This is a genomic window from Pseudarthrobacter scleromae (assembly GCF_014644515.1).
Lineage (GTDB): Bacteria > Actinomycetota > Actinomycetes > Actinomycetales > Micrococcaceae > Arthrobacter > Arthrobacter scleromae.
Map to the genome: position 1 here is coordinate 404846 of NZ_BMKV01000001.1, position 21602 is coordinate 426447.

The window sequence follows — 21602 nt, forward strand, 5'->3', positions numbered from 1 at the left end:
ACATGCAATCCGGGAAATAGTCAGTAGGCTTGCTTTCATGACATTCGCGAAGCGGCCGGGCACGGCCCTGTGAGGCTCCGCCGCAGCAACGCCTCAGGCCGGGGCTACCGCCGTGTCGCCGCCGGCAAGGGCTTCAGCTTCCGGGACCTCGACGGTTCAACACTGCCGGCCGGCCCTGTCCGGGACCGGCTGGAGAGCATTGGCATCCCGCCGGCCTGGACCGACGTCTGGATTGCCCCGTTTGAAAACGGGCACATCCAGGCCACCGGGCTGGACGCCGTGGGCCGGCGCCAGTACATCTACCATCCGGAATGGCGGGAACGGAAGGACCGGGTCAAGTTCGACCGCGCCCTGCAGTTGGCCGAGTCCCTGCCCGCTGCCCGGCGCCGGGTCACCATGGACCTGCGCGGGGAGGGGTTCCCGCGCGAGCGCGTCCTCGCCGGCGCTTTCAGGATGCTGGACAGCGGGTCCCTGCGGGTGGGGTCCGAACGGTACACGAACGAGAACGGCAGCCACGGGCTCGCCACCCTGCTGTGTGCCCATGTGCAGGTGCGCAAGGACCGGGTCCACCTGAGTTTCCCGGCCAAGAGCGGCAAGGACTGGGAATCGGAAATCCGCGACGCCGACCTCGCCGCCCTGCTGCGCCTGCTCAAGCGCCGCGGCGGGAACGCCAGGCTCCTGGCATACAAGGAGGGCCGGCGCTGGCGTCCCGTCACCAGCGCGGACATCAACGCCTACGTGAAGGAGCGGACCGGCTCGGACTTCACCGCCAAGGACTTCCGGACCCTGCGCGGAACCGCGGCTGCCGCTGCCAGCCTGGCCCGGACCGGCCCGCAGCGGACGGCCGCCAAGCGCAAACGCGCCATCAGCCGGGCCATGATTGACGCGTCCGAGGTGCTGGGCAACACTCCGTCCATCGCCCGCAAGAGCTACGTGGACCCGCGCGTGCTGGACCATTACCACGAGGGCGAAACCATCGACCCCAAACGCCCGGACTCCGCCGAGGCCGAGCTCCGGGCGCTGCTGTACCGGGAAGGCGACGTGGTTCCGCTGGCGAAAAGCGGCTGAGGCCTAGAATAGGGGACTGTGCGCTACCTGTTCGGCGCGACGTCATGCATCAGATGATCAGTTCAGAAGGGCTTCCGGTGTCCAACCACAGCGAAACCACCTCTTCCCGTCCCCTCCGCGTTGCCATTGTGGGCGCGGGACCGGCGGGCGTCTACGCTGCGGACATCCTGACCAAGTCCAGCGGGGTCAAGGACGGCGACTTCGAGGTCAGCATCGACCTCTTCGAGGCCTACCCGGCGCCGTACGGCCTGATCCGTTATGGCGTGGCCCCGGACCACCCCCGCATCAAGGGCATCGTCAATGCCCTGCACAAGGTCCTGGACCGCGGCGACATCCGGTTCCTCGGCAACGTGACCTACGGCCGTGACCTCACCCTCCACGACTTCCGCGCCTTCTACGACGCCGTGATCTTCTCCACCGGGGCCGTCAAGGACGCGGACCTGGACATCCCCGGCATCGACCTGCAGGGCTCGTTCGGCGGCGCGGACTTCGTCTCCTGGTACGACGGCCACCCGGACGTGCCCCGCGAATGGCCGCTGGACGCCAGGGAAATCGCCGTGATCGGCAACGGCAACGTGGCCTTGGACGTGGCGCGGATGCTGGTCAAGCACCCCGAAGAGCTGCTGAGCACCGAGATCCCGGACAACGTGTACGCCGGCCTCAAGTCTTCCCCGGTCACGGACGTGCACGTGTTCGGCCGGCGCGGCCCTGCCCAGGTGAAGTTCACGCCGCTGGAGCTCCGCGAACTGAGCCACATGAACGACGTGGACATTGTGCTCTACCCCGAAGACTTCGAATTCGACGAAGCCTCCGATGAAGCCATCCGCAGCAACAACCAGATCAAGACCATGGTGAACACCCTCACCAACTGGCTGGTGGAGGAACACACCGAGTCGGAGAACCCCTCGTCCCGGCGGCTGCACCTGCACTTCCTGCACAGCCCGGTTGAAATACTCGGCGAAGGCGGCACGGGTAAAGTGGGCGGCATCAAGTTCGAGCGCATGCAGCTCGACGGCACCGGCAACGTGAAAGGCACCGGGGAGTACATCGAATACCCCGTCCAGGCGGTCTACCGGGCCATCGGCTACCACGGGTCCGCCCTGGACGAACTTGAGTACGACGCCAAACGTGGCGTCATCCCCAACGAAGGCGGCCGCGTGCTCGACGCCGCGGGCGACCCGGTGCCGGGCATCTACGCCACCGGCTGGATCAAGCGCGGACCGGTGGGCCTGATCGGCCACACCAAGGGCGACGCCCTGGAGACCATCGGCTTCCTGCTCGAGGACAGGCTTACCCTGCCGCCGGCCCAGAACCCCGACCCCCAGGCCATCATCGACCTGCTGGAAGAGCGTGGCATCGAATACACCACGTGGGAGGGCTGGAACAGGCTGGACGCCCACGAGGCAGGGCTTGGTGCGGCCTGGACCGGTCCGGAGGGCCTGGACCACGTGGTCCGCGAACGCATCAAGGTGGTGCCCCGCGAGGAGATGATCCGCATCTCCCGCGGCTGACCCACCCCGCGTTCCCGGCTCCGAGGCTAGGTGGGGGAGAGGGGCCGCGCTACAATGGCCACCACCCCTTGGCCGGCAGCCTGCGGCCGTGCCCCCTTGCAGACGGATTGCGCAACCAGGAGTTCGATGACGAACCTCACCCAGCCCGGCGCCGGCGAGTCGCTGCAGCTCCACGCCCTGGCCGCGCATGAGCAGCTCGACGGCGGTACGTTCGCCGATGCGCCTGAGTTGCCGGGCCTGCGTGCCCTGATCCGCGAATCCTGGCAGCGGTCGGCAGGTTTCAAAGCGAACCCGGACAATCCGGCGGCCCCGCTGGCCATGGACCTGGACGAACTGGACGACTACCGCAGGCAGCACCCCCTGGCCGCCATCATGCCGGTGATCAACAAACTCCTGGTGCAGCCCAGCCATGACAGCGGCCTGCTGGTGGCAGTGGGCGACGAAGTGGGCAGGCTGCTGTGGGTTGACGGGGACCCCGCGCTGCAGCGCCGGGCCGAGGGCATGATGTTCGTCCCGGGCGCCGACTGGTCCGAAGCCACCGTTGGCACCAGCGCGCCCGGAACCGCGCTGGCCCTGGGCCGGGGCATCCAGATATCCGGTGCCGAGCACTACCAGCGGACGGTCCACCCGTGGAGCTGCACCGCTGTTCCTTTCCACGATCCGGATTCCGGAGCCGTCCTGGGCGTGGTGGACATTACGGGTACGGCCACGGCGGTAGCACCCCACACGTTGTCGCTCGTCGAGGCGACCGTGGCCGCCGCGCAGGCGCAGCTGCGGGTTGAACGGCTGCAGCTGGCGGCGTCGCTGGCCAGCAGGCCCGCACGACGGCGGAGCCAGGGCAGCGCTTCCCGGTCTCCGGGGGCAGGGGCGAAGGAAGGCAGCCTGTACCGCAACAGCCTCCAGCTGCTGGGCCGCGACCAGGCCCTCCTCAGCATCGAAGGCAAAACCGTGGTGCTGTCCGCCCGGCACAGCGAAATCCTCGCCCTGCTGAGCTCGCACCCTGAAGGACTGAGCGCCGAGGAACTCAGCGTCCTCCTGTACCCGGGCGACGGCTCCACCATGACCCTGCGCGCCGAAATGGTCAGGCTGCGCAAGGTCCTGCAGCAGCTCAACCCTGCCGCCGTGCCGGAGTCCCGGCCGTACAAGCTCAGCATGGACCTTGTGCCGGACAGCGGCCAGGTCCTGAACTGCCTTCAGCGCGGCGCCCACCGGATCGCGCTCGAGATCTACCGCGGCGCCGTACTGCCCAAGTCCGAGGCGCCCGGCATCATCGACCTTCGGGACAGGGTCTCATCCCTGATGCGGGAAGCCGTCCTCACCGACGGCAGCGCCGAAACGCTGCTCAGGTACGCGGAGCTGCCGGAGGCGAGGGACGACGTCGGGGTCCGCCGTGCCGCCCTGAAACTGCTGCCTGCCCGCTCGCCCAAGCGTGCCGCCGTCGTCGCCGACCTCGAGCGGCTGGAAGCCGAACTCAGCGCCTAGGCCCCTGCCGCCGTCGTTCCATCCGGCGACCTTTCTGTGAGCTGGACCACTCCGGTGCAACCTGACTGCAACCTTTGCCCTCCTACGCTGAGTGCAACGGCGGACGCCATGACCCGGCCTCCGCCCCATGCACAGCAAAGGAGCTAGCAATGACTGTTTACGCCCAGCCCGGTACCGAGGGTTCGAAGGTCACCTTCAAGGACCGCTACGAGAACTGGATCGGCGGCGAGTGGGTGGCCCCCGTCAAGGGCCAGTACTTCGAAAACGTCACCCCCGTCACGGGCAAGGTCTTCTGCGAGGTGGCCCGCGGAACAGCCGAGGACATTGAACTGGCACTCGACGCCGCGCACAAGGTTGCACCGTCCTGGGGCAAAACCTCCGTGGCCGAGCGCGCCGCGATCCTGAACAAAATCGCTGACCGGATCGACGAGAACCTGGAAATGCTGGCCGTCGCCGAGTCCTGGGACAACGGCAAGCCCATCCGCGAAACCCTCAACGCCGACATGCCCCTGGCCGCAGACCACTTCCGCTACTTCGCCTCCGCCGTCCGCGCCCAGGAGGGCCGGCTCTCGCAGCTCGACGACGACACCACCGCCTACCACTACCACGAGCCGCTCGGCGTCGTCGGCCAGATCATCCCCTGGAACTTCCCCATCCTGATGGCCGTCTGGAAGCTCGCTCCCGCGCTCGCCGCCGGCAACGCCGTGGTGCTCAAGCCTGCCGAGCAGACGCCGTCGTCCATCCTGGTCCTGATGGAGCTCATCGGCGACCTGCTCCCCGCCGGCGTCCTGAACGTGGTCAACGGTTTCGGCGTCGAGGCCGGAAAGCCGCTCGCGTCCAGCCCCCGCATCCGCAAGATCGCCTTCACGGGCGAGACCACCACGGGCCGGCTGATCAGCCAGTACGCCAGCCAGAACCTGATTCCTGTCACCCTTGAACTCGGCGGCAAGAGCCCCAACATCTTCTTCAACGATGTCGCCCAGGAAAACGACGCCTTCTACGACAAGGCACAGGAAGGCTTCGCGCTGTTCGCCTTCAACCAGGGCGAGGTGTGCACCTGCCCGTCCCGCGCCCTGGTCCAGGAAGACATCTACGAGTCCTTCATGGCCGACGCCGTTGCCCGGGTGGAGAAGATGGTGCAGGGCAACCCGCTGGACACCGAGACGCAGGTGGGCGCCCAGGCCTCCAACGACCAGCTCGAGAAGATCCTGTCCTACATCGATATCGGAAAGCAGGAAGGCGCCAAGGTCCTGACCGGCGGCGCCCGGGCCGAACTGCCCGGCGACCTCGCCGGCGGTTTCTACGTCCAGCCCACGGTCTTTGAGGGCCACAACAAGATGCGGATCTTCCAGGAGGAGATCTTTGGCCCGGTGGTCGCCGTGACGAAGTTCAGCGACTACAACGACGCCATGGGCCTTGCCAACGACACCCTGTACGGCCTCGGCGCCGGAGTCTGGTCGCGCAACGGCAACGTCGCGTACCGGGCGGGCCGGGAAATCCAGGCCGGCCGTGTCTGGGTGAACAACTACCACGCCTACCCGGCCGGGGCCGCGTTTGGCGGCTACAAGTCCTCAGGCATCGGGCGTGAGAACCACTCCATGATGCTGGACCACTACCAGCAGACCAAGAACCTGCTGGTCAGCTACAACGAAAACAAGCTCGGCTTCTTCTAGGAGCCGCCGCTGCACCCCCGCTCCAACCCAGCTACAACGACGCAAGGATTTCGCCAATGACGACGAGAATGCAAGCAGCAGTAGTAACCGAGTTCGGCAAGGACCTCCAGGTCCAGGACCTCGAGATTCCCACCCCCGGTCCGGGACAGGCCCTGGTCAAGGTCCTGACCACCGGCGTCTGCCACACCGACCTCCACGCAGCAGAAGGTGACTGGCCCGTCAAGCCCTCACCGCCCTTCATCCCCGGCCACGAGGGCGTGGGAGAAGTGGTGGCCCTCGGCGAGGGCGTCACGGACCTGGCCGTCGGTGACCTGGTTGGCAACGCCTGGCTCTGGTCCGCCTGCGGCGACTGCCAGTACTGCCGCACCGGCTGGGAGACGCTCTGCGAAGTGCAGAAGAACGCCGGCTACAGCGTGGACGGCTCATTCGGCGAGTACATGCTGGTGGACTCGCGGTTCGCCGCCCGCATACCGGCGGGATCCGACCCCGTCGAGGTGGCGCCGGTGCTGTGCGCCGGCGTCACCGTCTACAAGGGCCTGAAGATGACCGAGGCCAAGCCCGGCCAGTGGGTCACCATCTCCGGCATCGGCGGCCTGGGCCACATCGCCGTCCAGTACGCGGTGGCCATGGGCCTCCGGGTTGCGGCGGTGGACATCGCCGACGACAAGCTCGCCCTGGCGAAGGCCCACGGCGCCGAACTGACGGTCAACGCCCTGCACGAGGACCCGGTGGAAGTCATCCAGCGCGAAACCGGAGGTTGCCATGGTGTCCTGGTCACGGCCGTGCACCCGTCGGCGTTCGGCCAGGCCATCGGCATGGCACGCCGTGGCGGGACGATCGTGTTCAACGGGCTGCCGCCCGGCGACTTTCCCGCACCGATCTTCGAGATTGTGCTCAAGGGCCTGACAGTCCGCGGTTCGATCGTGGGAACCCGGCAGGACATGGAGGAAGCGCTGGACTTCTACTCGCAGGGCAAGATCCACCCCACCGTGTCAGTGCGGGAGCTCTCGGAAATCAACGCGGTGCTCGATGAGATGAAGCACGCCAAGATCGACGGCCGCGTGGTCCTGAGGTTCTGATGCCGGACACGCTGAAGGCCGCGGTGACGCTGCCCGGGGAAGACTTCTCCCGGGTGGCGCTCACCCCGGCCGCCGTGCAGCTGCTGCGGAAGCTGTGGCTCCAGCACGGGCCGCTCATGTTTCACCAGTCCGGCGGCTGCTGCGACGGGTCCTCGCCCATGTGCTATCCGGCGGGCGACTTCATCACCGCGGAAGCAGACGTCCTGCTGGGCCTCTTCGACCTCTCCGACGGACTGGAACCGCGGCCGCTGGAATTCTGGATGTCACGGGAACAATTCAGTTACTGGAGCCATACCCACCTGACCGTGGATGTGGTTGCGGGGCGGGGAAGCGGGTTTTCCGTGGAAGCGCCGGAGGGCAAACGGTTCCTGATCCGTTCCACCCTCATGGACTGGCCTGCCTAATAATTCGGCCGAAGCACACGTGGGACCCTCCAACCGGTGGGTCCCACGTGCATTCACCGGAACAAAGTTTGGCACATCGCGCATCTCACCATTCGGGACAATTCGGCCCGTCCAGTGGATGGACACTAGCGTTAGGAGGTCTGTTTCCAGCCGAAACCAGGATTGTGATTCCCCTATGAACCTTCTCCGGACCAAATCCATCGAGCAGTCGATGGCCGACGCCGATGAGCCCGGACGCAAGCTCAAGCGCTCCCTCAGCACCTGGGACCTGATGATCATGGGCGTCGCGGTGGCTGTCGGCGCCGGCATCTTCTCCGTGGGCGCCAAAGCGGCAGCCAACTTCTCGGGACCGGCCGTGACGCTGTCCTTTGCCGTTGCCGCGGTCACGTGCGCGCTGGCCATCATGTGCTACGCCGAGTTCGCCACCGCCATCCCGGTGGCAGGCTCCGCCTACGTCTTCACTTACGCCACCATGGGCGAACTCCTCGCCTGGATCATCGGCTGGAACCTGATCCTGGAACTCTTCACCGCCGCAGCAGTCATCGCCAAGTACTGGGGCATTTACCTCAGCAAGGTGTTCGCCCTCATGGGGGCCGACATTCCGCCGGCGGTCTCCCTGGGCGGGGTTGACCTTTACTGGGGCGCCTTCCTGATCGTCGCCGTCTTCACCGTGCTGCTGGTCCTTGGCACCAAGCTGTCCGCCCGCGTAGGCAACATCTTCACCCTGATCAAGATCGGCGTCGTCCTCTTCGTGATCGTGGTGGGCTTCACCTACGTGAAGTTCGAAAACTACGCCCCGTTCGTTCCCGCCGCTGAGCCCACCGGCGGCACGGGCACCGCCGACGTCCTCAAGCAGTCGTTCTTCGGCTTCCTGACCGGGGCCGCGCCGGCCCAGTACGGCACCTTGGGCATCTTTGCCGGTGCCGCGCTGGTGTTCTTCGCGTTCATCGGATTTGACGTGGTGGCCACCTCCGCCGAGGAAGTGAAGAACCCGCAGAAGACCCTGCCGCGCGGCATCTTCGGCGGACTGGCCCTGGTGACCCTGCTCTACATCCTGGTCTCGCTGGCCCTGACCGGCATGGTGTCCTACACGCAGCTGGCCGAAGCTGAGAACCCCACCCTCACCACCGCCTTCGAAGCCGTAGGCGACACGTCAGCCGCCAAGGTCATCGCCTTCGGCTCGCTGGTGGGCCTGACCACCGTGATCATGGTTCTCCTCATGGGCCTGTCCCGCGTGGTTCTGGCCATGAGCCGCGACGGCCTCCTGCCCCGGGCGCTGTCCAGGACCAGCGAGAAGCGTTCGACGCCGGTACGCCTCCAGGTCATCTGCGGCGCCGGCGTCGCACTGGTGGCCGGCCTGACCAACGTGGACCTGCTGGAGGAAATGATCAACATCGGAACGCTGTCCGCGTTCGTGGTGGTAAGCCTCGGCATCCTGGTGCTCCGCAAGAAGCGCCCTGACCTGAAGCCCGCCTTCCGCGTCCCCTTCGGAAAGGTCCTGCCCATCGTGTCCGCGGTGCTGTGCCTCTACCTCATGACCAACCTTGCGGTGGAGACGTGGATCTTCTTTGCCATCTGGCTGGTCATCGGCATGGCGATCTACTTCGCCTACGGCCAGCGCCACTCCCGCCTCAACGAGCGGTTCGGCGACGCCAGCAGTGCGGTCAACGGAACGGCTTCAGGCGAGGTGCGCGACGGCGACGAGCTCACCCGCGTCTGATCCCCTTCCCCGAATGCCCGCCCTGGCCGCCCGGGCGGGCATTCGCATGCCCGGCTTCCAGGATGGAGCCGCCACCTAGGATTGGACTTATGGCCCGCCCCACACGACACGAACGCAAGGCCGAACTCCTCGCCGCCATCCTTGACTATTTGATGGACAAGACGCTGGCCGAGCTCACCTTCCGGAGCCTGGCCGAGGGCCTGGGGATGAGCGCCTACGTGCTGGTGTACCACTTCGGAAGCCGCGACCAGCTCATCAACGACATCGTTGTTTCCATCGAGTCCCGGCTGGACCGGATGCGCAACACCGACGTGCGGGACATCGACCGCGCCGCCTGGCGGGACTTCCTGCTGGATTCCTGGCAGTGGACCATGGCGCAGCGCAACCGGCACCTCACGCGGCTCGAATTTGAAGCGACGGCGCAGGACATCGTGGCCGCCGAGCCACGGGGAACGTCGCAGGAACACTTCCGGATGCTCCACCACAAGACCCGCGACTGGCTGATGGTCCAGGGGATACCGGAGGAATTCGCCGATACGGACGCGCGGCTCTTCACCTCCACCTTTTATGGACTCCAGTTCGACTTCGTGGTCATGAACGAGCCGGAGGCAGCCACGAAGGCCTTCGAACTGATGCTCACGGTCTTCTTCAACAACCTTGAGACCCGGCTGGCGGCAGGCGGACAGGACGGCTGAGCAGCCCTGCCCTTCGGACTCGCTGGCCCCTCGACGGCGGCAGCACCCTGCCGCTGCGTGTCCCTTACGCCGCCGTCTCAGAGCTGTAACAATGAGCCGTATATGGGTGGCCTGACCGTCGTACCATGATTGAATCAGAGTAATCGAACGATTGTTCGAATGGCGAACACCAGGGCTAGGGAACGCAGAAGTTCCCAGTCATGTGCACGAAGGAGTGAACATGAAACGTCGTCTTATTTCCGTCCTCGCAGCAGCCTCCATCCTTGGACTGGCGGCCTGCGGAAGCGGTTCGCCCAGTTCCACGGGAGGCGGAACCGCACCCGCCACCGGGGGCGGGGAAGAAGGTTTGACCAAGGTCAGCGTGGGCGTCATCCCCATTGTCGACTGCGCGCCCATCTATCTCGGTGACAAGCAGGGATTCTTCAAGGAAGAGGGCCTTGAGCTGGATATCCAGACAGCCACCGGCGGCGCGGCGATTGTCCCCGGCGTGGTGAGCGGCAGCTTCGACTTCGCCTTCTCCAACCTGATCTCGGTCATGGTGGCCAAGGACAAGGGTCTGGACCTGAAGTTCGTGGCAAACGGCGCCTCCACCACGGGTGAAGAGGGCAAGGACATCGGCGGTGTCGTTGTCCCGGCCGGATCGGACATCCAGTCCGCCAAGGACCTCGCCGGGAAAACTGTTTCCGTGAACAACCTCTCCAATATCGGCGACACCACCATCAAATCGGTCATCGAGAAGGACGGCGGCGATCCCAGCGGGGTGAAGTTCGTGGAAGTAGCCTTCCCGGACGCCCCTGCGGCGCTGGCCAACAAGCAGGTGGATGCAGCATGGATCCTCGAGCCGTTCCTGTCCAAGGCCGTAGATGAAGGCGGAACGGTGGTGTCGTCGAACTTCGTGGAGATGAGCCCGGAACTCGATATCGCCGGCTACTTCACCAAGGGCGACACCATCAGCGGTAAAGCCGACCTGACGGAGAAGTTCACTCGCGCCATGAACAAGTCCCTGGAATACGCCCAGGAGCACCCGGACGAAGTCCGCGAGATCGTGGGCACGTACACCAAGATCGACGAGGCCACGCGGGCGAAGATGATCCTCCCGCGCTACCGAGTTGAGTTCGACGAGGGCGCGTTCAAGACGCTGGGCGACGCGGCAGCCAAGTACGGCACGCTCTCCACAGCCCCCAGTGCGGACGACCTCCTCCCGTGAGCCCTGGAACCCTGGCCGCCGGCGGTGCCGCTCCACCCGTGGAGCGGCAGCGCCGGAAGGCGGGCAAGGGGGCGTCGAAGCAGCTGCTGGGGATCCTGGGCATTATCGGATTCCTGGGAACGTGGGAGCTCATTCCCCGGCTCGGCCTGATCGATGAACGGTTCCTCCCGCCCGCCAGCGAGGTCATAGCCGCCCTGGTTGTCGACTTCGGACTGACGGCCTTCTGGGTTGCGGTGGGCGAGACCATGAAGGCGTGGTTCCTCGGCCTGCTGATGGCAGTGGCGGCCGCCGTCCTGCTGGGCTTCATCATCGGCTCCAGCGATTTCCTGCGGAAGGCCACCAACTCCACCATCGAATTCCTTCGCCCCATCCCGTCGGTTGCCCTCATCCCGTTGGCCGTGCTGCTCTTCGGCGTGAAAATCGAGTCGTCCCTGCTCCTGATTGTGTACGCCTCCTTCTGGCAGGTCCTGATCCAGGTGCTGTACGGAGTGGCCGATGTGGACATGGTTGCCAACAACACCGCGAAGACGTACGGCCTGGGCAGGCTGGCCCGGATCCGGTACGTGGTCTTTCCCACCGCCCTGCCCTACCTGATGACGGGGGTGCGGCTCGCCGCCGCCGTGGCGCTGGTCCTGGCCATCACCGCGGAACTCGTCATCGGATCACCGGGACTTGGCAGGGAGATCGCCCTGGCCCAGTCCGGCGGCGCCATCTCCGGCATGTACGCCCTGGTGCTGGCCACGGGCCTGATCGGCGTCCTCATCAACATGCTGATGCGCCAGATTGAAAAAAGGATCCTGGGCTGGCACTCGTCCATCCGGTCGGAGGTGATCGTATGAGGACGGCCAGGAACATCGGCTACATCCTGGGGCTGCCCGTGCTGCTGGTCCTGGTCTGGTGGTTGTCCACCCTGGGTTCAGTCAACTTTTTTGTCCCCAAACCGGCAGATCTCGTGGAGACGTTTGGCGAGGTCTGGTTCGGTGAGCGCTTCTTTTCGGATGTCCTGCCCAGCCTGGGCCGGCTTGTGGTGGGCGTCGCCGCTGCCATCCTCATCGGGGTGGTGGGCGGTGTCCTGATCGGATCCGTCCGCTGGCTGCGGGCCCTCCTGGAGCCAACGCTGGAGTTCTTCCGCGCCATCCCGCCTCCGGTCCTGGTGCCGGTCCTCATGCTGCTCATGGGAATAACCGATTCCATGAAGGTCATGGTGATCATCTCCGGCTGCGTCTGGCCGGTGCTGCTGAACACCATCGAAGGCGTCCGGGCCGTGGACCCTGTCCTTTCCGACTCCGCCCACACCTACGGCATTAGCGGCTGGGCGCGGGTCCGGTACCTGGTGCTGCCCTCCGCGAGCCCGCAGATCATGGCCGGCGTCCGCCAGTCGCTGTCCCTCGGGCTGATCCTGATGGTGATCTCCGAAATGTTTGCCTCGTCCTCCGGGCTGGGCTTTACGATCGTCCAGTTCCAGCGCTCCTTCGCCATCCCCGAAATGTGGTCCGGCATCGTGGTCCTGGGCCTGCTGGGCGTGGCCATGTCCTTCATCTTCCAGTGGGCCGAACGCAACATCCTGCGCTGGTACCACGGCCAGAAAGAGGTAGAAAATGCAGCCTGACGCCACTGAAGCAAACACGGAGGCCACGCTTTCCGTACGGGGGCTGAAGAAGGTCTACCAGACCGACGGCGGCGACGTCGAAGCTGTCCGCAACCTCACCTTCGACCTGCGCGCCGGGGAGCTGGCCTGCCTGGTGGGGCCTTCCGGGTCCGGCAAGACCACACTGCTCAAGTGCATCTCCGGGCTCATGGCGCCCACCGAGGGCGAGGTGCTCCTTGACGGCAAGCGCGTGACCGGCCCGCCCAAGAAGATGGCGGTGGTCTTCCAGGAGTACGGGCGTTCGCTGTTCCCGTGGATGCGGGTGCGGGACAACGTGGAACTGCCACTGAAGAACCAGGGTGTCCCCAAGGGCGAACGCGACCGGCTGGTGGACGACGCCCTCGAAGCCGTGGGCCTCTCCCACGTCCCGCGGTCCTACCCCTGGCAGCTCTCCGGCGGTATGCAGCAGCGCGTCGCCATCGCCCGGGCCATCGCCTACCAGCCCGAGGTCCTGCTCATGGACGAGCCGTTCGCCGCGGTGGATGCGCAGACCCGCGCCGACCTTGAGGACCTGATCCGGGTTGTCTGGAAGAAGCTCGGCGTGACGGTGCTGTTCGTGACCCACGACATTGACGAATCCGTCTACCTTGGCGAGCGGGTCATCATCCTGTCGAGCTCTCCCACGGTGATCCAGGAGGACATCCAGATCGACCTCCCGGCGGACCGTGACCAGCTGAACACCCGTTCCCTGCCGCGCTTCACCGAGCTGCGCCACCACGTCTACGAGCAGATCCAGCTGGCCAAGAAGGGACACCGGCCGGCGGCGGCTACCTCCGGGGGAGCAGGCACCGAATAGGGAATTCGCACAAGGGGGTACACCGCTCAAGGGGCAGCGTGCCGGCTGACCCAGTCCACCAACGGGCGCAGGTCATCCCACAGCTCCGCGATTTCATGGACCGCGCCGGGGGTGGCAAGCCAGTCCGGCCGGCCCAGGCTGACGCTGGCTGAGAGGGATTTGTGCTTCAGGAGTTCCGCCCGCGGATGCTCGCGGGCGTACCCCCGCGGCACTGTTTTCAGCTTCTCGCCCTCAACAGAGAAGCCGGTTGCGGCAACGGCCTCCACAATGTGGCGGAGAGCCTCACCGGTGCCTGAGGCGTCCACCGAGTTGCGGTAGCGGGCCAGCTGCGCAGGGGTGTGCGAGTGGCAGCCCCCGCCCACCAGCAGGCCGTCAGCGCTGATCTGCAGGTAGTAGCCAACACCCTCCTGGACGGACGCCACCGCACCTTGGGCCGTCTTGTACGGGGACTTGTCCTCGGAGAACCGGATATCCCTGTTGGGCCGGAAAAGCTTCGCCGGACCGAACCGGGGCTCCAGCTCTGCGAGCAGTGATGCCAGCGGTTCCTTGACCAGCGACTGGTACCCCGCCCGGTGTTCCTGCCACCACTCCCGGTTGTTGTTGTCCTGAAGCTCTTCGTAGAACCCAAAAGCGCCGGCCGGGATGCCCTGGAAAGTTGTCATGGTGCGAGCCTAGGGGCGCCCCGCACCGGAGGACAGTGCCCGGATCCGCTATGTGCACATGCTGCCCTATGTGGAAAAGGGGCCACCCCGCCACGGAATCCGTGACGGGGTGGCCCCTGGAGCAACCTCAGGAAAGGCTGGATTAGCCGATCTTGTTGGCTGATTCTGCGTCCGAAGCCGGCGCTGACGGGGCGTCTGCGGCACCGAGGTTGGCGCGCAGCTTGGCGCCGAGGTCGGCGTCAACGTTCGTCCAGTACTGGATGGCGCGTTCCTTGATGCCGGGGCTCTTCACGCCGCCCACGGCACCGGTGATGGTCTCGAGCAGGCGGGCCTTGGCGCCGTCGTCGAAAACCTCGCGGTACAGCGTGCCGGCCTGGACAAAGTCGCTGTCCTCAGCGTGGAGGGAGTGCGCAGCCAGCGTCAGCTCGCCGTCGTTCTCCCAGCCGCCGGCCGGGTTCTGCGGCTCCACGGCAGCCGGGCCGCCCACGGAGTTGGGGGCGTACACCGGAACGGACGGGGCGTTGAAGTGGTACCGCCCGGCGCCGTCCTGGCTGTAGTTGTTGACCTGGTTCTTGGGCTGGTTCACCGGGATCTGGGCGTGGTTGGTGCCCACGCGGTAGCGGTGCGCGTCCGCGTAGGAGAAGATGCGGGCCTGCAGCATCTTGTCCGGCGAAGCGGCGATGCCCGGAACGAAGTTCGACGGCGCGAAAGTGGCCTGCTCGATCTGTGCGAAGTAGTTCTCCGGGTTCCGGTTCAGCTCCATGGTGCCCACCTTGATCAGCGGGTAGTCGCCGTGCGGCCACACCTTGGTCAGGTCGAACGGGTTGAAGCGGTAGGTCTTGGCGTCCTCGTACGGCATGACCTGGACGTGCAGGTCCCAGGACGGGAAGTTGCCGGCTTCGATGTTCTCGGACAGGTCGCGGATGTAGTAGTCCGCGTCCGAGCCGGCCAGCTGCTCTGCCTGCTCGCTGCCCATGGAGTTCACGCCCTGGTTGGACTTGAAGTGGTACTTGACCCAGAAGCGCTCGCCCTCGGCGTTGATCCACTGGTAGGTGTGCGAGCCGTAGCCCTGCATTTCACGCCAGGAGGCGGGCAGGCCGCGGTCGCCCATCAGCCAGGTGACCTGGTGGGCGGACTCGGGGGACAGGGTCCAGAAGTCCCACTGCATGTCTGCGTCGCGCAGGTGGGTGCCGGGGAGGCGCTTCTGGGAGTGGATGAAGTCCGGGAACTTGATGCCGTCGCGGATGAAGAAGACGGGGGTGTTGTTGCCCACGAGGTCGTAGTTGCCCTCGGAGGTGTAGAACTTCACGGCGAAGCCGCGGGGATCGCGCCAGGTGTCCGGGGAGCCGCTTTCGCCGGCCACGGAGGAGAAGCGGATCAGCATCTCGGTTTCGACGCCCGGCTGCAGGAAGGCTGCCTTGGTGTACCTGGACACGTCCTCGGTGGCCTTGAACGTGCCGAATGCGCCGCCGCCCTTGGCGTGCACTACGCGCTCCGGAACCCGCTCGCGGTTGAACTGGGCGAGCTTTTCCACCAGGTAGTGGTCAGTCAGGATGATGGCACCGTCGGCACCGGTTGACTTGGAGTGCGCGTCGGACGTAACTGGGGCACCTGACTGGGTTGTTGAAATGGCAGTCATTGTTCTCCTATTTCTCTTATTTCTGTGGTTCTTCAGAGGGACGATTGGAAGGAAGTTGTTGGGACTGCTGGCAGTCCTGGCAGATGCCCTGGTACATGACATCGGCGATCTGGATGGTCATCGGCTTGGTTTCCTCGTCCCAGTGGGGGGTGAGGCAGGGCGCGTGGCCCACTGCGCAGTCGACGTCCTCCACGCGGCCGCAGCTGATGCAGATGGCGTGGTGGTGGTTGTCTCCCACCCGTGTTTCGTACAGGGCGGGGGAGTGCGGGGGCTCAAACCTGCGGAGCATATGCAGGTCCGTCAGGTCGCCCAGCACCACATACACGGACTGGGCCGTCAGCTCGGGAAGCTCGGCACGGGCGGCGCTCAGGATGCTTTCGGCGGGGGAATGGGGATGGCGTTCGACGGCGGACAGGACCGCCAGCCGCTGTTTGGTCACCCTGCGGCCGTGGGCGCGCAGGGCGGCAGCCCATGCTTCGTGGCCGTCAAAGTGTTCCGTCATGACACCATTGAAGCACTTATTATGAACATCTCACAATAAGGCTGGACTAACCTCGCGGGAACCAGCAGCCACATCCGCACCACTAGGGTTGCAGGGTGGGGAAACTGCTCGCTGACATTACGCCGCTCCGGGAGAGCCCGGCGTTCCGCAGGCTCTGGCTGGGATCCGCCGTGTCCGCCGTCGGGAGCCAGCTCACGCTGGTGGCAGTCAGCCTGCAGGTCTACCGCCTGACCCAGGACAGCTTCTACGTGGGGTTGCTGGCCGTTTTCGCCCTGGTGCCGCTGGTCATTGGCGGGCTGCTGGGCGGTTCCATCGCCGACGCCCACGACCGCCGCAAGGTGGCCCTGCTCGCCTCGTCTGTCCTGTGGCTCACGACAGGCGTGATTGCCCTGCAGTCCTGGCTGCAGCTGGATAATGTGTGGCTCCTGTACCTGTTGGTGGCGGCGCAGAGCGGAGCCCAGGCCATCAACCAGCCGGCCCGCAGCGCCATCCTCCCCATGCTGGTCCGCAAGGAACTCCTGCCCGCAGCCAACGCGCTCAGCATGATGTCCTTCGGCCTTGCCATGACGGCAGGTCCCCTGCTGGCCGGCGTGCTGGTCGCCTGGATAGGGTTCGCCTGGACCTACACGCTCGACTTCATCAGCTTCGCATTCGTGCTGTGGGCGGTGTACCGGTTGCCGCCCCTCCCGCCGTCGGGAACTCCGCGCCGGCCAGGGCTCCGCTCCGTCGTCGAGGGCTTCCGCTTCCTGGGCACCCGGCCCAACCTGCGCATGACCTTCGTCATTGACCTGATCGCCATGATCCTGGCCCAGCCGCGGGCGCTCATGCCGGCCATCGGCGCGGTCATGATCGGCGGCGGCGAGGCCACCGTGGGCATCCTCCTCGCCTCCACCGCCATCGGCGCCTTCCTGGCCGGGCTGTTCTCCGGACCGCTCGGGAATGTCCGCCGGCAGGGGAGCGCCGTGGTCTTCTCGGTGATGGGGTGGGGCGCCTCAATTGCCGGGTTCGGGCTGGTGGTGCTGCTGGCCGGGCGCGCGCCGGACGGGGCGGTGACGCCGTGGCTGCTGCCTGCGGCACTGTGCTGCGCGCTGGCCGGGATTGCCGATTCCATCAGCGGCGTCTTCCGCCACACCATCCTGCAGGCAGCAACGCCGGACCACCTCCGCGGGCGCCTCCAGGGTGTGTTCATCGTGGTGGTGGCGGGCGGCCCCAGGATCGGTGACCTCCTGGCAGGCGGCGCAACTAAAGTCGTGGCAGAGGGCTGGGTCCTGCTGATTGGCGGCTTCCTCTGCGTCGCCGGCGCGTGGGCGGCCGCAAAGTTGCAGCCCGGCTTCAGGGAATACGACGCCCGGAACCCTGTTCCCTAGACAGCCGTTTCCTTAGTGAGTAAGGAGGAGACGTGCACAAACATCACAACGGCCTCAAGACGGCGGCGCTCTTCGGGGTGCTGTGGGCGGTGCTCCTCGGACTCGGGGCGGTAATCGGCACCAGCACCCGCAGCTCCGCGCCCATCTGGATTATGGCCCTGGTGGGGGTGTTTACCACCGCCTACGGATACTGGAACAGCGACAAGATCGCCATCCGGTCCATGCAGGCCATTCCCGTGGCCGAGGCGCAGGCCCCGCAGCTCTACCAGATGGTCCGCGAGCTGTCGGCCCGGGCCAACCAGCCCATGCCGCGCATCTATCTTTCGCCCACCATGAACCCCAACGCCTTCGCCACCGGCCGGAATCCGCGCAATGCCGCGGTCTGCGTAACCCAGGGCATCCTGCAGCTGCTGGACGCCCGGGAACTTCGCGGGGTCCTGGGACACGAGCTGATGCACGTCTACAACCGGGACATCCTCACCTCGTCGGTGGCGGCCGCCGTGGCCGGCGTGATCACTTCGGTAGGGCAGATGCTCCTCTTCTTCGGCGGCGACCGGCGCAATGCGAATCCGCTGGCCATGATCGCCATGGCGCTGCTGGCCCCCTTCGCGGCCTCCCTGATCCAGCTCGCTATTTCCCGGACCCGGGAGTACGACGCCGACGAGGACGGTTCGCAGCTGACCGGCGATCCATTGGCCCTCGCCTCAGCCCTGGGCAAGATCGAGCGCGGCGTCAGTATCGCCCCGCTGCCCCAGGACCAGCGCCTTGTGAACGCCTCGCACCTGATGATCGCCAATCCGTTCCGCGGCGGGGCGATGAACAAACTGTTCGCTACCCATCCGCCCATGCGGGACCGGATTGCGCGGCTGGAGCGGATGGCGGGCCGGCCGCCAGCCTGACGTACGGCTGGCGGCCTGGATCCTGCCGTCGAAAACCGACGGCAAGGACTAGCTGCGGAAGTTCACAAACTGCAGGTCGGCTTCGTCGAAGTCCTTCAGCAGGGCCATGGTTGCCTGCAGGTCGTCACGGGACTTTGACGTCACGCGCAGTTCGTCGCCCTGGATCTGGGACTTGACGGACTTGGGGGCCTCGTCGCGGATGAGCTTGTTGATTTTCTTCGCCAGGTCCTGCGCGATTCCCTCCTTGATGGAGGCCTCGAGCCGGAACTCCTTGCCGGAGGCGTACGGTTCGCCGGTGTCCAGGGACTTCAGCGAGATGCCGCGGCGGATCAGCTTGGACTGGAGGACGTCCAGCACCGCCAGTACGCGTTCCTCCGAGTTGGCCTTCATCAGGATCTTGTCGCCGCTGAAGTCCACCTCGGCTCCCACGCCCTTGAAGTCGTAGCGCTGGGCCAGTTCCTTCTGTGCCTGGTTCAGCGCGTTGGCCACTTCCTGCTTGTCCACTTTGCTTACGACGTCGAACGTTGACTCGCCTGCCATGACTCTCCTTGTGCTGGTGGGAACCCTGTGCGCGGACAGGGCTTGATCGCTGCCTAAAAGCCTAATACGGATGCTGGTGTTGGTGAGGGAGCGTGGGGAAGCCGGGTTTACAGTTCCCTCTCAGCGGACACCCGGAGGGAACGAAGGAGGCCGCCGCAGAGTTGAACGAGTTGGGAAGTTGCACGAAGGGAACACCATGCACCGCAAGGCCGTCCGGTACGCCACGCGAACCACCACAGCAGCTGCCGGAGCGGTTGCAGGGGCCGCCAGTTCCGTTGCGGCCGCGGCAGTTGCTGCGGCCATCATCTTCAGTCCCGTGCCGGACGCCTCAGCCCGGATGGAAGGTGTCCACGAGGACCTGCTCAGGGCTGTCCAGCTGAACCAGATCACAGAGGATCAGGCCGTGAAGTTCGAAGCGCGCCTCGCCGGCAGGATCCTGGGCGGGGCCTGATTCCGTCCCTTTCCCCTGGTATTGCAAGGGTTTTGGAGGCCTCTGCGGCCCGATTCGATTCTTCGGCGGAAGTTCTGTAAAGTTGTCTTGCCCGCGGTTACTGGAAGCGGAACGGCCCGGAAACGGACGGTTCGCAGACTGCATCGGCGGGTACTTCTTTTGAAGTTCGGCAGATTACCCGAGCGGCCAAAGGGGGCTGACTGTAAATCAGCTGGCAACGCCTACGGGGGTTCGAATCCCTCATCTGCCACCCAAGGAAAAGCCTCCGGAACCGAATGGTTCCGGAGGCTTTTTTGTGCCCGCCGCCGGATCCAGCGCCTGAGTCACGGGCTTGTTCGCGAGTCCAGCCCATGAAAGGTCTTGGCCTGCGAGGAAGGCCGGGAAGCCGGGAAACGAGCCGGCGCCGGGGGCGGAAGTCCCCTTTCGGAACCGTGGAAAACCGCCGTCGACATCAGCAGGGGCCCGGCGTAGGCTGGCAGCATCGGCGCATGTGCCCCGGTACCCTGCGTCGATATCCCCATCGATGAAGGAGGACCAATGAGTGCCGTACGTGAGTTCATGACGACGGACGCGCAGTGTATTAAGGAAAACCAGTCCCTGGTGGATGCCGCCAAGATGATGATGGACCTTGACTGCGGGTCGCTGCCCATCTGCGGTGACGACGGCAAGCTGAAGGGCATGATCACCGACCGCGACATCGTGCTCAAGTGCGTGGCAGCAGGACGCGATCCCCGCGAAATGATGGCCCGCGACCTCGCCTCGGGCAGGCCGCACTGGGTCGACGCGGACGCGAACGTTGACGAGGCGATCGAGATGATGGAAACCCACCAGGTCCGCCGGCTCCCGGTGATCGCCGACCACAAGCTGGTGGGCATCATCAGCCAGGGCGACATTGCCCGGAACTACTCCGAGCAGCGCGTGGGTGAGCTCGTGGAGCACATCTCGGAGCGCAAACGGATGAACGCATAGGTGGGATCTCCCCGTTAGGGTTTCCCGCTACCAACGCCACGGGGTCCCCTCCGTGGCGTTTCTTTGTGTCCGGCCATGGCCTTGCCCGCGGCTCCCCGCCGTCAAGGCTAGGAACCGCGGACAAGCTTGGGAAAATTGGGGATCTTCAACCGCACGGGCCAGGGTGCCAGTGAGGCATTCCCGTCAGTTCAGTGCAAATCAGTTCAGCGCAATCAGAAGCATCTGGCTGGTGCCGGGGATGCAGGTCTGGAGGATCGCCCGCGGGAAGCCGCCGAAGACAGCAAGGACGTCGTTGGTGGTACCCGGGTTGGGCACCTGTCCCCGTGCTGAGACGGTATAGGTTCCGTAGCCCGGGATGCTGACGGTTTCCCCTACGCCTATGCCGGAGAACCGGGCCCAGCCGCCACAAAAATCGTGCTCAGTGATAAAGAGCGAGTAGCCGTCGTTGGGCGTGTAGTGGATGGGCCCGATGCAGGCGTCCACCATGGACTGCCCGCCGGCGCCGGCCACGTAGATGGTGCGGATGGCCGGGGCGGCCGGGACGAAGGCAGGGGCAGGGGCGGGAGCTGCTGCGGGTGCGGCGGGCGCCGGTGCGGGCGCCGGTGCCGGTGCCGGTGCCGGCGCAGGGGCGGGCGCAGCTGAAGCGACCGCAACGGGCGGTCCGGTCAGCACCAGCGTCTGGCCCGGAACGATGATGCTGTAGTGGCCCAGTCCGTTCGCTGCGAGCATGGCATTCATGTCCACGCCGTGCCTGGCGGCAATGGCTCCGACCGTATCGCCCGGAACCACGGTGTACAGGTTTGGGTCACCCGCCGGAGCAGGTGCGGGTTCAGGAGCAGGAGCAGGAGCGGGCGCAGGTGCTGGCTCCGGCGCCGGCGGTGGCGGTGGCGCCGGTTCGGCCGCCGCCGCGGGGGCGGGAGCCTCGGAAACAGCCTCGGCGGCGGCCACGGCCGCGGGCGGGGCTTCGGCGGCTGCTGCGGCGTTGGGCGCTTCCGGCAACGCGGCCTCGGCAACTTGGCCCACCGTCGTCGTGCCCTGGTCCACTGACGCGGGAGGCGCCGCCAGGGCGCCTACGCCAACGGCCGCCACCACGGCGGCCGTTGCCATGCCGGCCCACAGCCTGTTGCTGATGGCCGGCCGTCCAGTGGTGATCTCGGTGCGGGGTTCATCCGTGGCGAAGCTCCTGCTGGGACCTTCGGGGGTGGAAAGGTATGGCTGGTTCATGGGTAGCCCGTCCAGGCTCGGTCCAGCCGGGCCGGAGACGTGCGCTTCGGCGGGCGGGACGGATCG

Annotated in this window: 21 protein-coding genes and 1 tRNA gene; 17 read left to right on the forward strand and 5 right to left on the reverse strand. The window is 66.1% G+C overall.

What is annotated here, in order from left to right; translation table 11 throughout:
• The first annotated feature begins 69 nt into the window (after positions 1 to 69).
• The 12 genes from IEX33_RS01870 (at position 70) to IEX33_RS01925 (ending at position 13283) form a co-directional block, all read left to right on the forward strand.
• Positions 70 to 1068 (forward strand): DNA topoisomerase IB, encoded by a 999-nt coding sequence (locus tag IEX33_RS01870; RefSeq protein ID WP_188727269.1) that lies wholly within the window; start codon positions 70 to 72, stop codon positions 1066 to 1068.
• Positions 1069 to 1121: 53 nt separating this feature from the next.
• Positions 1122 to 2579 carry an FAD-dependent oxidoreductase gene (locus IEX33_RS01875; protein WP_377089733.1) on the forward strand — a complete coding sequence of 486 codons (1458 nt, stop codon included), beginning with the start codon at positions 1122 to 1124 and terminating at the stop codon, positions 2577 to 2579.
• Between the two features lie 126 nt (positions 2580 to 2705).
• Entirely contained in the window at positions 2706 to 4061 is a 1356-nt protein-coding gene (locus tag IEX33_RS01880; RefSeq protein ID WP_188727270.1) for a helix-turn-helix domain-containing protein, read from the forward strand.
• Between the two features lie 149 nt (positions 4062 to 4210).
• Positions 4211 to 5734 carry an acetaldehyde dehydrogenase ExaC gene (gene exaC, locus IEX33_RS01885; protein ID WP_188727272.1) on the forward strand — a complete coding sequence of 508 codons (1524 nt, stop codon included), beginning with the start codon at positions 4211 to 4213 and terminating at the stop codon, positions 5732 to 5734.
• A gap of 56 nt (positions 5735 to 5790) precedes the next feature.
• Entirely contained in the window at positions 5791 to 6813 is a 1023-nt protein-coding gene (adhP, locus tag IEX33_RS01890) for an alcohol dehydrogenase AdhP (RefSeq protein ID WP_188727274.1), read from the forward strand.
• On the forward strand, positions 6813 to 7217 hold the full coding sequence (locus tag IEX33_RS01895; RefSeq protein ID WP_188727276.1) for a DUF779 domain-containing protein: 405 nt from the start codon (positions 6813 to 6815) through the stop codon (positions 7215 to 7217). The genes adhP and IEX33_RS01895 overlap by 1 nt, the downstream gene beginning before the upstream one ends.
• 175 nt (positions 7218 to 7392) lie before the next feature.
• Positions 7393 to 8937 (forward strand): amino acid permease, encoded by a 1545-nt coding sequence (locus IEX33_RS01900; protein WP_188727278.1) that lies wholly within the window; start codon positions 7393 to 7395, stop codon positions 8935 to 8937.
• An 89-nt stretch (positions 8938 to 9026) separates the two neighbouring features.
• A complete protein-coding gene (locus IEX33_RS01905; RefSeq protein WP_188727279.1) occupies positions 9027 to 9632 on the forward strand; it encodes a TetR/AcrR family transcriptional regulator in 606 nt (201 codons plus the stop codon).
• 220 nt (positions 9633 to 9852) lie between these two features.
• Entirely contained in the window at positions 9853 to 10839 is a 987-nt protein-coding gene (locus IEX33_RS01910) for an ABC transporter substrate-binding protein (protein WP_188727281.1), read from the forward strand.
• The gene (locus IEX33_RS01915; RefSeq protein WP_188727283.1) at positions 10836 to 11678 is read left to right on the forward strand and encodes an ABC transporter permease; all 843 of its coding nucleotides are present in this window, start codon (positions 10836 to 10838) and stop codon (positions 11676 to 11678) included. Before IEX33_RS01910 ends, IEX33_RS01915 begins: the two co-directional genes overlap by 4 nt.
• Positions 11675 to 12448, forward strand: coding sequence for an ABC transporter permease (locus IEX33_RS01920; RefSeq protein WP_188727285.1), 774 nt, complete (start codon positions 11675 to 11677; stop codon positions 12446 to 12448). The genes IEX33_RS01915 and IEX33_RS01920 overlap by 4 nt, the downstream gene beginning before the upstream one ends.
• Positions 12438 to 13283 (forward strand): ABC transporter ATP-binding protein, encoded by an 846-nt coding sequence (locus IEX33_RS01925; protein WP_104184414.1) that lies wholly within the window; start codon positions 12438 to 12440, stop codon positions 13281 to 13283. The genes IEX33_RS01920 and IEX33_RS01925 overlap by 11 nt, the downstream gene beginning before the upstream one ends.
• A 26-nt stretch (positions 13284 to 13309) precedes the next feature.
• On the opposite strand, the gene IEX33_RS01930 is transcribed toward IEX33_RS01925, so the two are convergent.
• The 3 genes from IEX33_RS01930 to IEX33_RS01940 all read right to left on the reverse strand — a co-directional run bounded on the left by IEX33_RS01930 (position 13310) and on the right by IEX33_RS01940 (position 16086).
• Entirely contained in the window at positions 13310 to 13945 is a 636-nt protein-coding gene (locus IEX33_RS01930; RefSeq protein WP_188727287.1) for a DUF2461 domain-containing protein, read from the reverse strand.
• 142 nt (positions 13946 to 14087) lie between these two features.
• A complete protein-coding gene (locus tag IEX33_RS01935; RefSeq protein ID WP_188727288.1) occupies positions 14088 to 15584 on the reverse strand; it encodes a catalase in 1497 nt (498 codons plus the stop codon).
• A 16-nt stretch (positions 15585 to 15600) separates the two neighbouring features.
• Positions 15601 to 16086 carry a Fur family transcriptional regulator gene (locus IEX33_RS01940; RefSeq protein WP_188727290.1) on the reverse strand — a complete coding sequence of 162 codons (486 nt, stop codon included), beginning with the start codon at positions 16084 to 16086 and terminating at the stop codon, positions 15601 to 15603.
• A 95-nt stretch (positions 16087 to 16181) separates the two neighbouring features.
• On the opposite strand from IEX33_RS01940, the gene IEX33_RS01945 reads away from it, so the two are divergent.
• Both IEX33_RS01945 and htpX read left to right on the forward strand, forming a co-directional pair.
• Positions 16182 to 17453, forward strand: coding sequence for an MFS transporter (locus IEX33_RS01945; RefSeq protein ID WP_188727292.1), 1272 nt, complete (start codon positions 16182 to 16184; stop codon positions 17451 to 17453).
• Between the two features lie 32 nt (positions 17454 to 17485).
• The gene (htpX, locus tag IEX33_RS01950; RefSeq protein WP_188727294.1) at positions 17486 to 18352 is read left to right on the forward strand and encodes a zinc metalloprotease HtpX; all 867 of its coding nucleotides are present in this window, start codon (positions 17486 to 17488) and stop codon (positions 18350 to 18352) included.
• A 48-nt stretch (positions 18353 to 18400) separates the two neighbouring features.
• Here the strand turns inward: htpX and IEX33_RS01955 are convergent, their stop codons facing one another.
• On the reverse strand, positions 18401 to 18892 hold the full coding sequence (locus IEX33_RS01955; RefSeq protein ID WP_104184409.1) for a YajQ family cyclic di-GMP-binding protein: 492 nt from the start codon (positions 18890 to 18892) through the stop codon (positions 18401 to 18403).
• A 196-nt stretch (positions 18893 to 19088) separates the two neighbouring features.
• Here IEX33_RS01955 and IEX33_RS01960 point away from each other — a divergent pair, with 196 nt between their 5' ends.
• From IEX33_RS01960 to IEX33_RS01970, 3 genes are all read left to right on the forward strand, one after another.
• A complete protein-coding gene (locus IEX33_RS01960) occupies positions 19089 to 19343 on the forward strand; it encodes a hypothetical protein (protein WP_188727297.1) in 255 nt (84 codons plus the stop codon).
• Between the two features lie 168 nt (positions 19344 to 19511).
• Positions 19512 to 19593 (forward strand) — tRNA-Tyr (locus IEX33_RS01965).
• Between the two features lie 287 nt (positions 19594 to 19880).
• Positions 19881 to 20312 carry a CBS domain-containing protein gene (locus IEX33_RS01970; RefSeq protein ID WP_188727298.1) on the forward strand — a complete coding sequence of 144 codons (432 nt, stop codon included), beginning with the start codon at positions 19881 to 19883 and terminating at the stop codon, positions 20310 to 20312.
• Between the two features lie 198 nt (positions 20313 to 20510).
• Here the strand turns inward: IEX33_RS01970 and IEX33_RS01975 are convergent, their stop codons facing one another.
• On the reverse strand, positions 20511 to 21536 hold the full coding sequence (locus IEX33_RS01975; protein ID WP_188727300.1) for a LysM peptidoglycan-binding domain-containing protein: 1026 nt from the start codon (positions 21534 to 21536) through the stop codon (positions 20511 to 20513).
• Between the last annotated feature and the right edge of the window lie 66 nt (positions 21537 to 21602).

Excerpts from the sequence above, each read along its gene's own strand:
- IEX33_RS01875 (WP_377089733.1), top strand. The coding sequence starts at position 1,122 with ATGATCAGTTCAGAAGGGCTTCCGGTGTCCAACCACAGCGAAACCACC.
- IEX33_RS01880 (WP_188727270.1), top strand. The coding sequence starts at position 2,706 with ATGACGAACCTCACCCAGCCCGGCGCCGGCGAGTCGCTGCAGCTCCAC.
- exaC (WP_188727272.1), top strand. The coding sequence starts at position 4,211 with ATGACTGTTTACGCCCAGCCCGGTACCGAGGGTTCGAAGGTCACCTTC.
- adhP (WP_188727274.1), top strand. The coding sequence starts at position 5,791 with ATGACGACGAGAATGCAAGCAGCAGTAGTAACCGAGTTCGGCAAGGAC.
- IEX33_RS01895 (WP_188727276.1), top strand. The coding sequence starts at position 6,813 with ATGCCGGACACGCTGAAGGCCGCGGTGACGCTGCCCGGGGAAGACTTC.
- IEX33_RS01900 (WP_188727278.1), top strand. The coding sequence starts at position 7,393 with ATGAACCTTCTCCGGACCAAATCCATCGAGCAGTCGATGGCCGACGCC.
- IEX33_RS01905 (WP_188727279.1), top strand. The coding sequence starts at position 9,027 with ATGGCCCGCCCCACACGACACGAACGCAAGGCCGAACTCCTCGCCGCC.
- IEX33_RS01910 (WP_188727281.1), top strand. The coding sequence starts at position 9,853 with ATGAAACGTCGTCTTATTTCCGTCCTCGCAGCAGCCTCCATCCTTGGA.
- IEX33_RS01920 (WP_188727285.1), top strand. The coding sequence starts at position 11,675 with ATGAGGACGGCCAGGAACATCGGCTACATCCTGGGGCTGCCCGTGCTG.
- IEX33_RS01925 (WP_104184414.1), top strand. The coding sequence starts at position 12,438 with ATGCAGCCTGACGCCACTGAAGCAAACACGGAGGCCACGCTTTCCGTA.
- IEX33_RS01930 (WP_188727287.1), bottom strand. The coding sequence starts at position 13,945 with ATGACAACTTTCCAGGGCATCCCGGCCGGCGCTTTTGGGTTCTACGAA.
- IEX33_RS01935 (WP_188727288.1), bottom strand. The coding sequence starts at position 15,584 with ATGACTGCCATTTCAACAACCCAGTCAGGTGCCCCAGTTACGTCCGAC.
- IEX33_RS01940 (WP_188727290.1), bottom strand. The coding sequence starts at position 16,086 with ATGACGGAACACTTTGACGGCCACGAAGCATGGGCTGCCGCCCTGCGC.
- IEX33_RS01955 (WP_104184409.1), bottom strand. The coding sequence starts at position 18,892 with ATGGCAGGCGAGTCAACGTTCGACGTCGTAAGCAAAGTGGACAAGCAG.
- IEX33_RS01960 (WP_188727297.1), top strand. The coding sequence starts at position 19,089 with ATGCACCGCAAGGCCGTCCGGTACGCCACGCGAACCACCACAGCAGCT.
- IEX33_RS01970 (WP_188727298.1), top strand. The coding sequence starts at position 19,881 with ATGAGTGCCGTACGTGAGTTCATGACGACGGACGCGCAGTGTATTAAG.
- IEX33_RS01975 (WP_188727300.1), bottom strand. The coding sequence starts at position 21,536 with ATGAACCAGCCATACCTTTCCACCCCCGAAGGTCCCAGCAGGAGCTTC.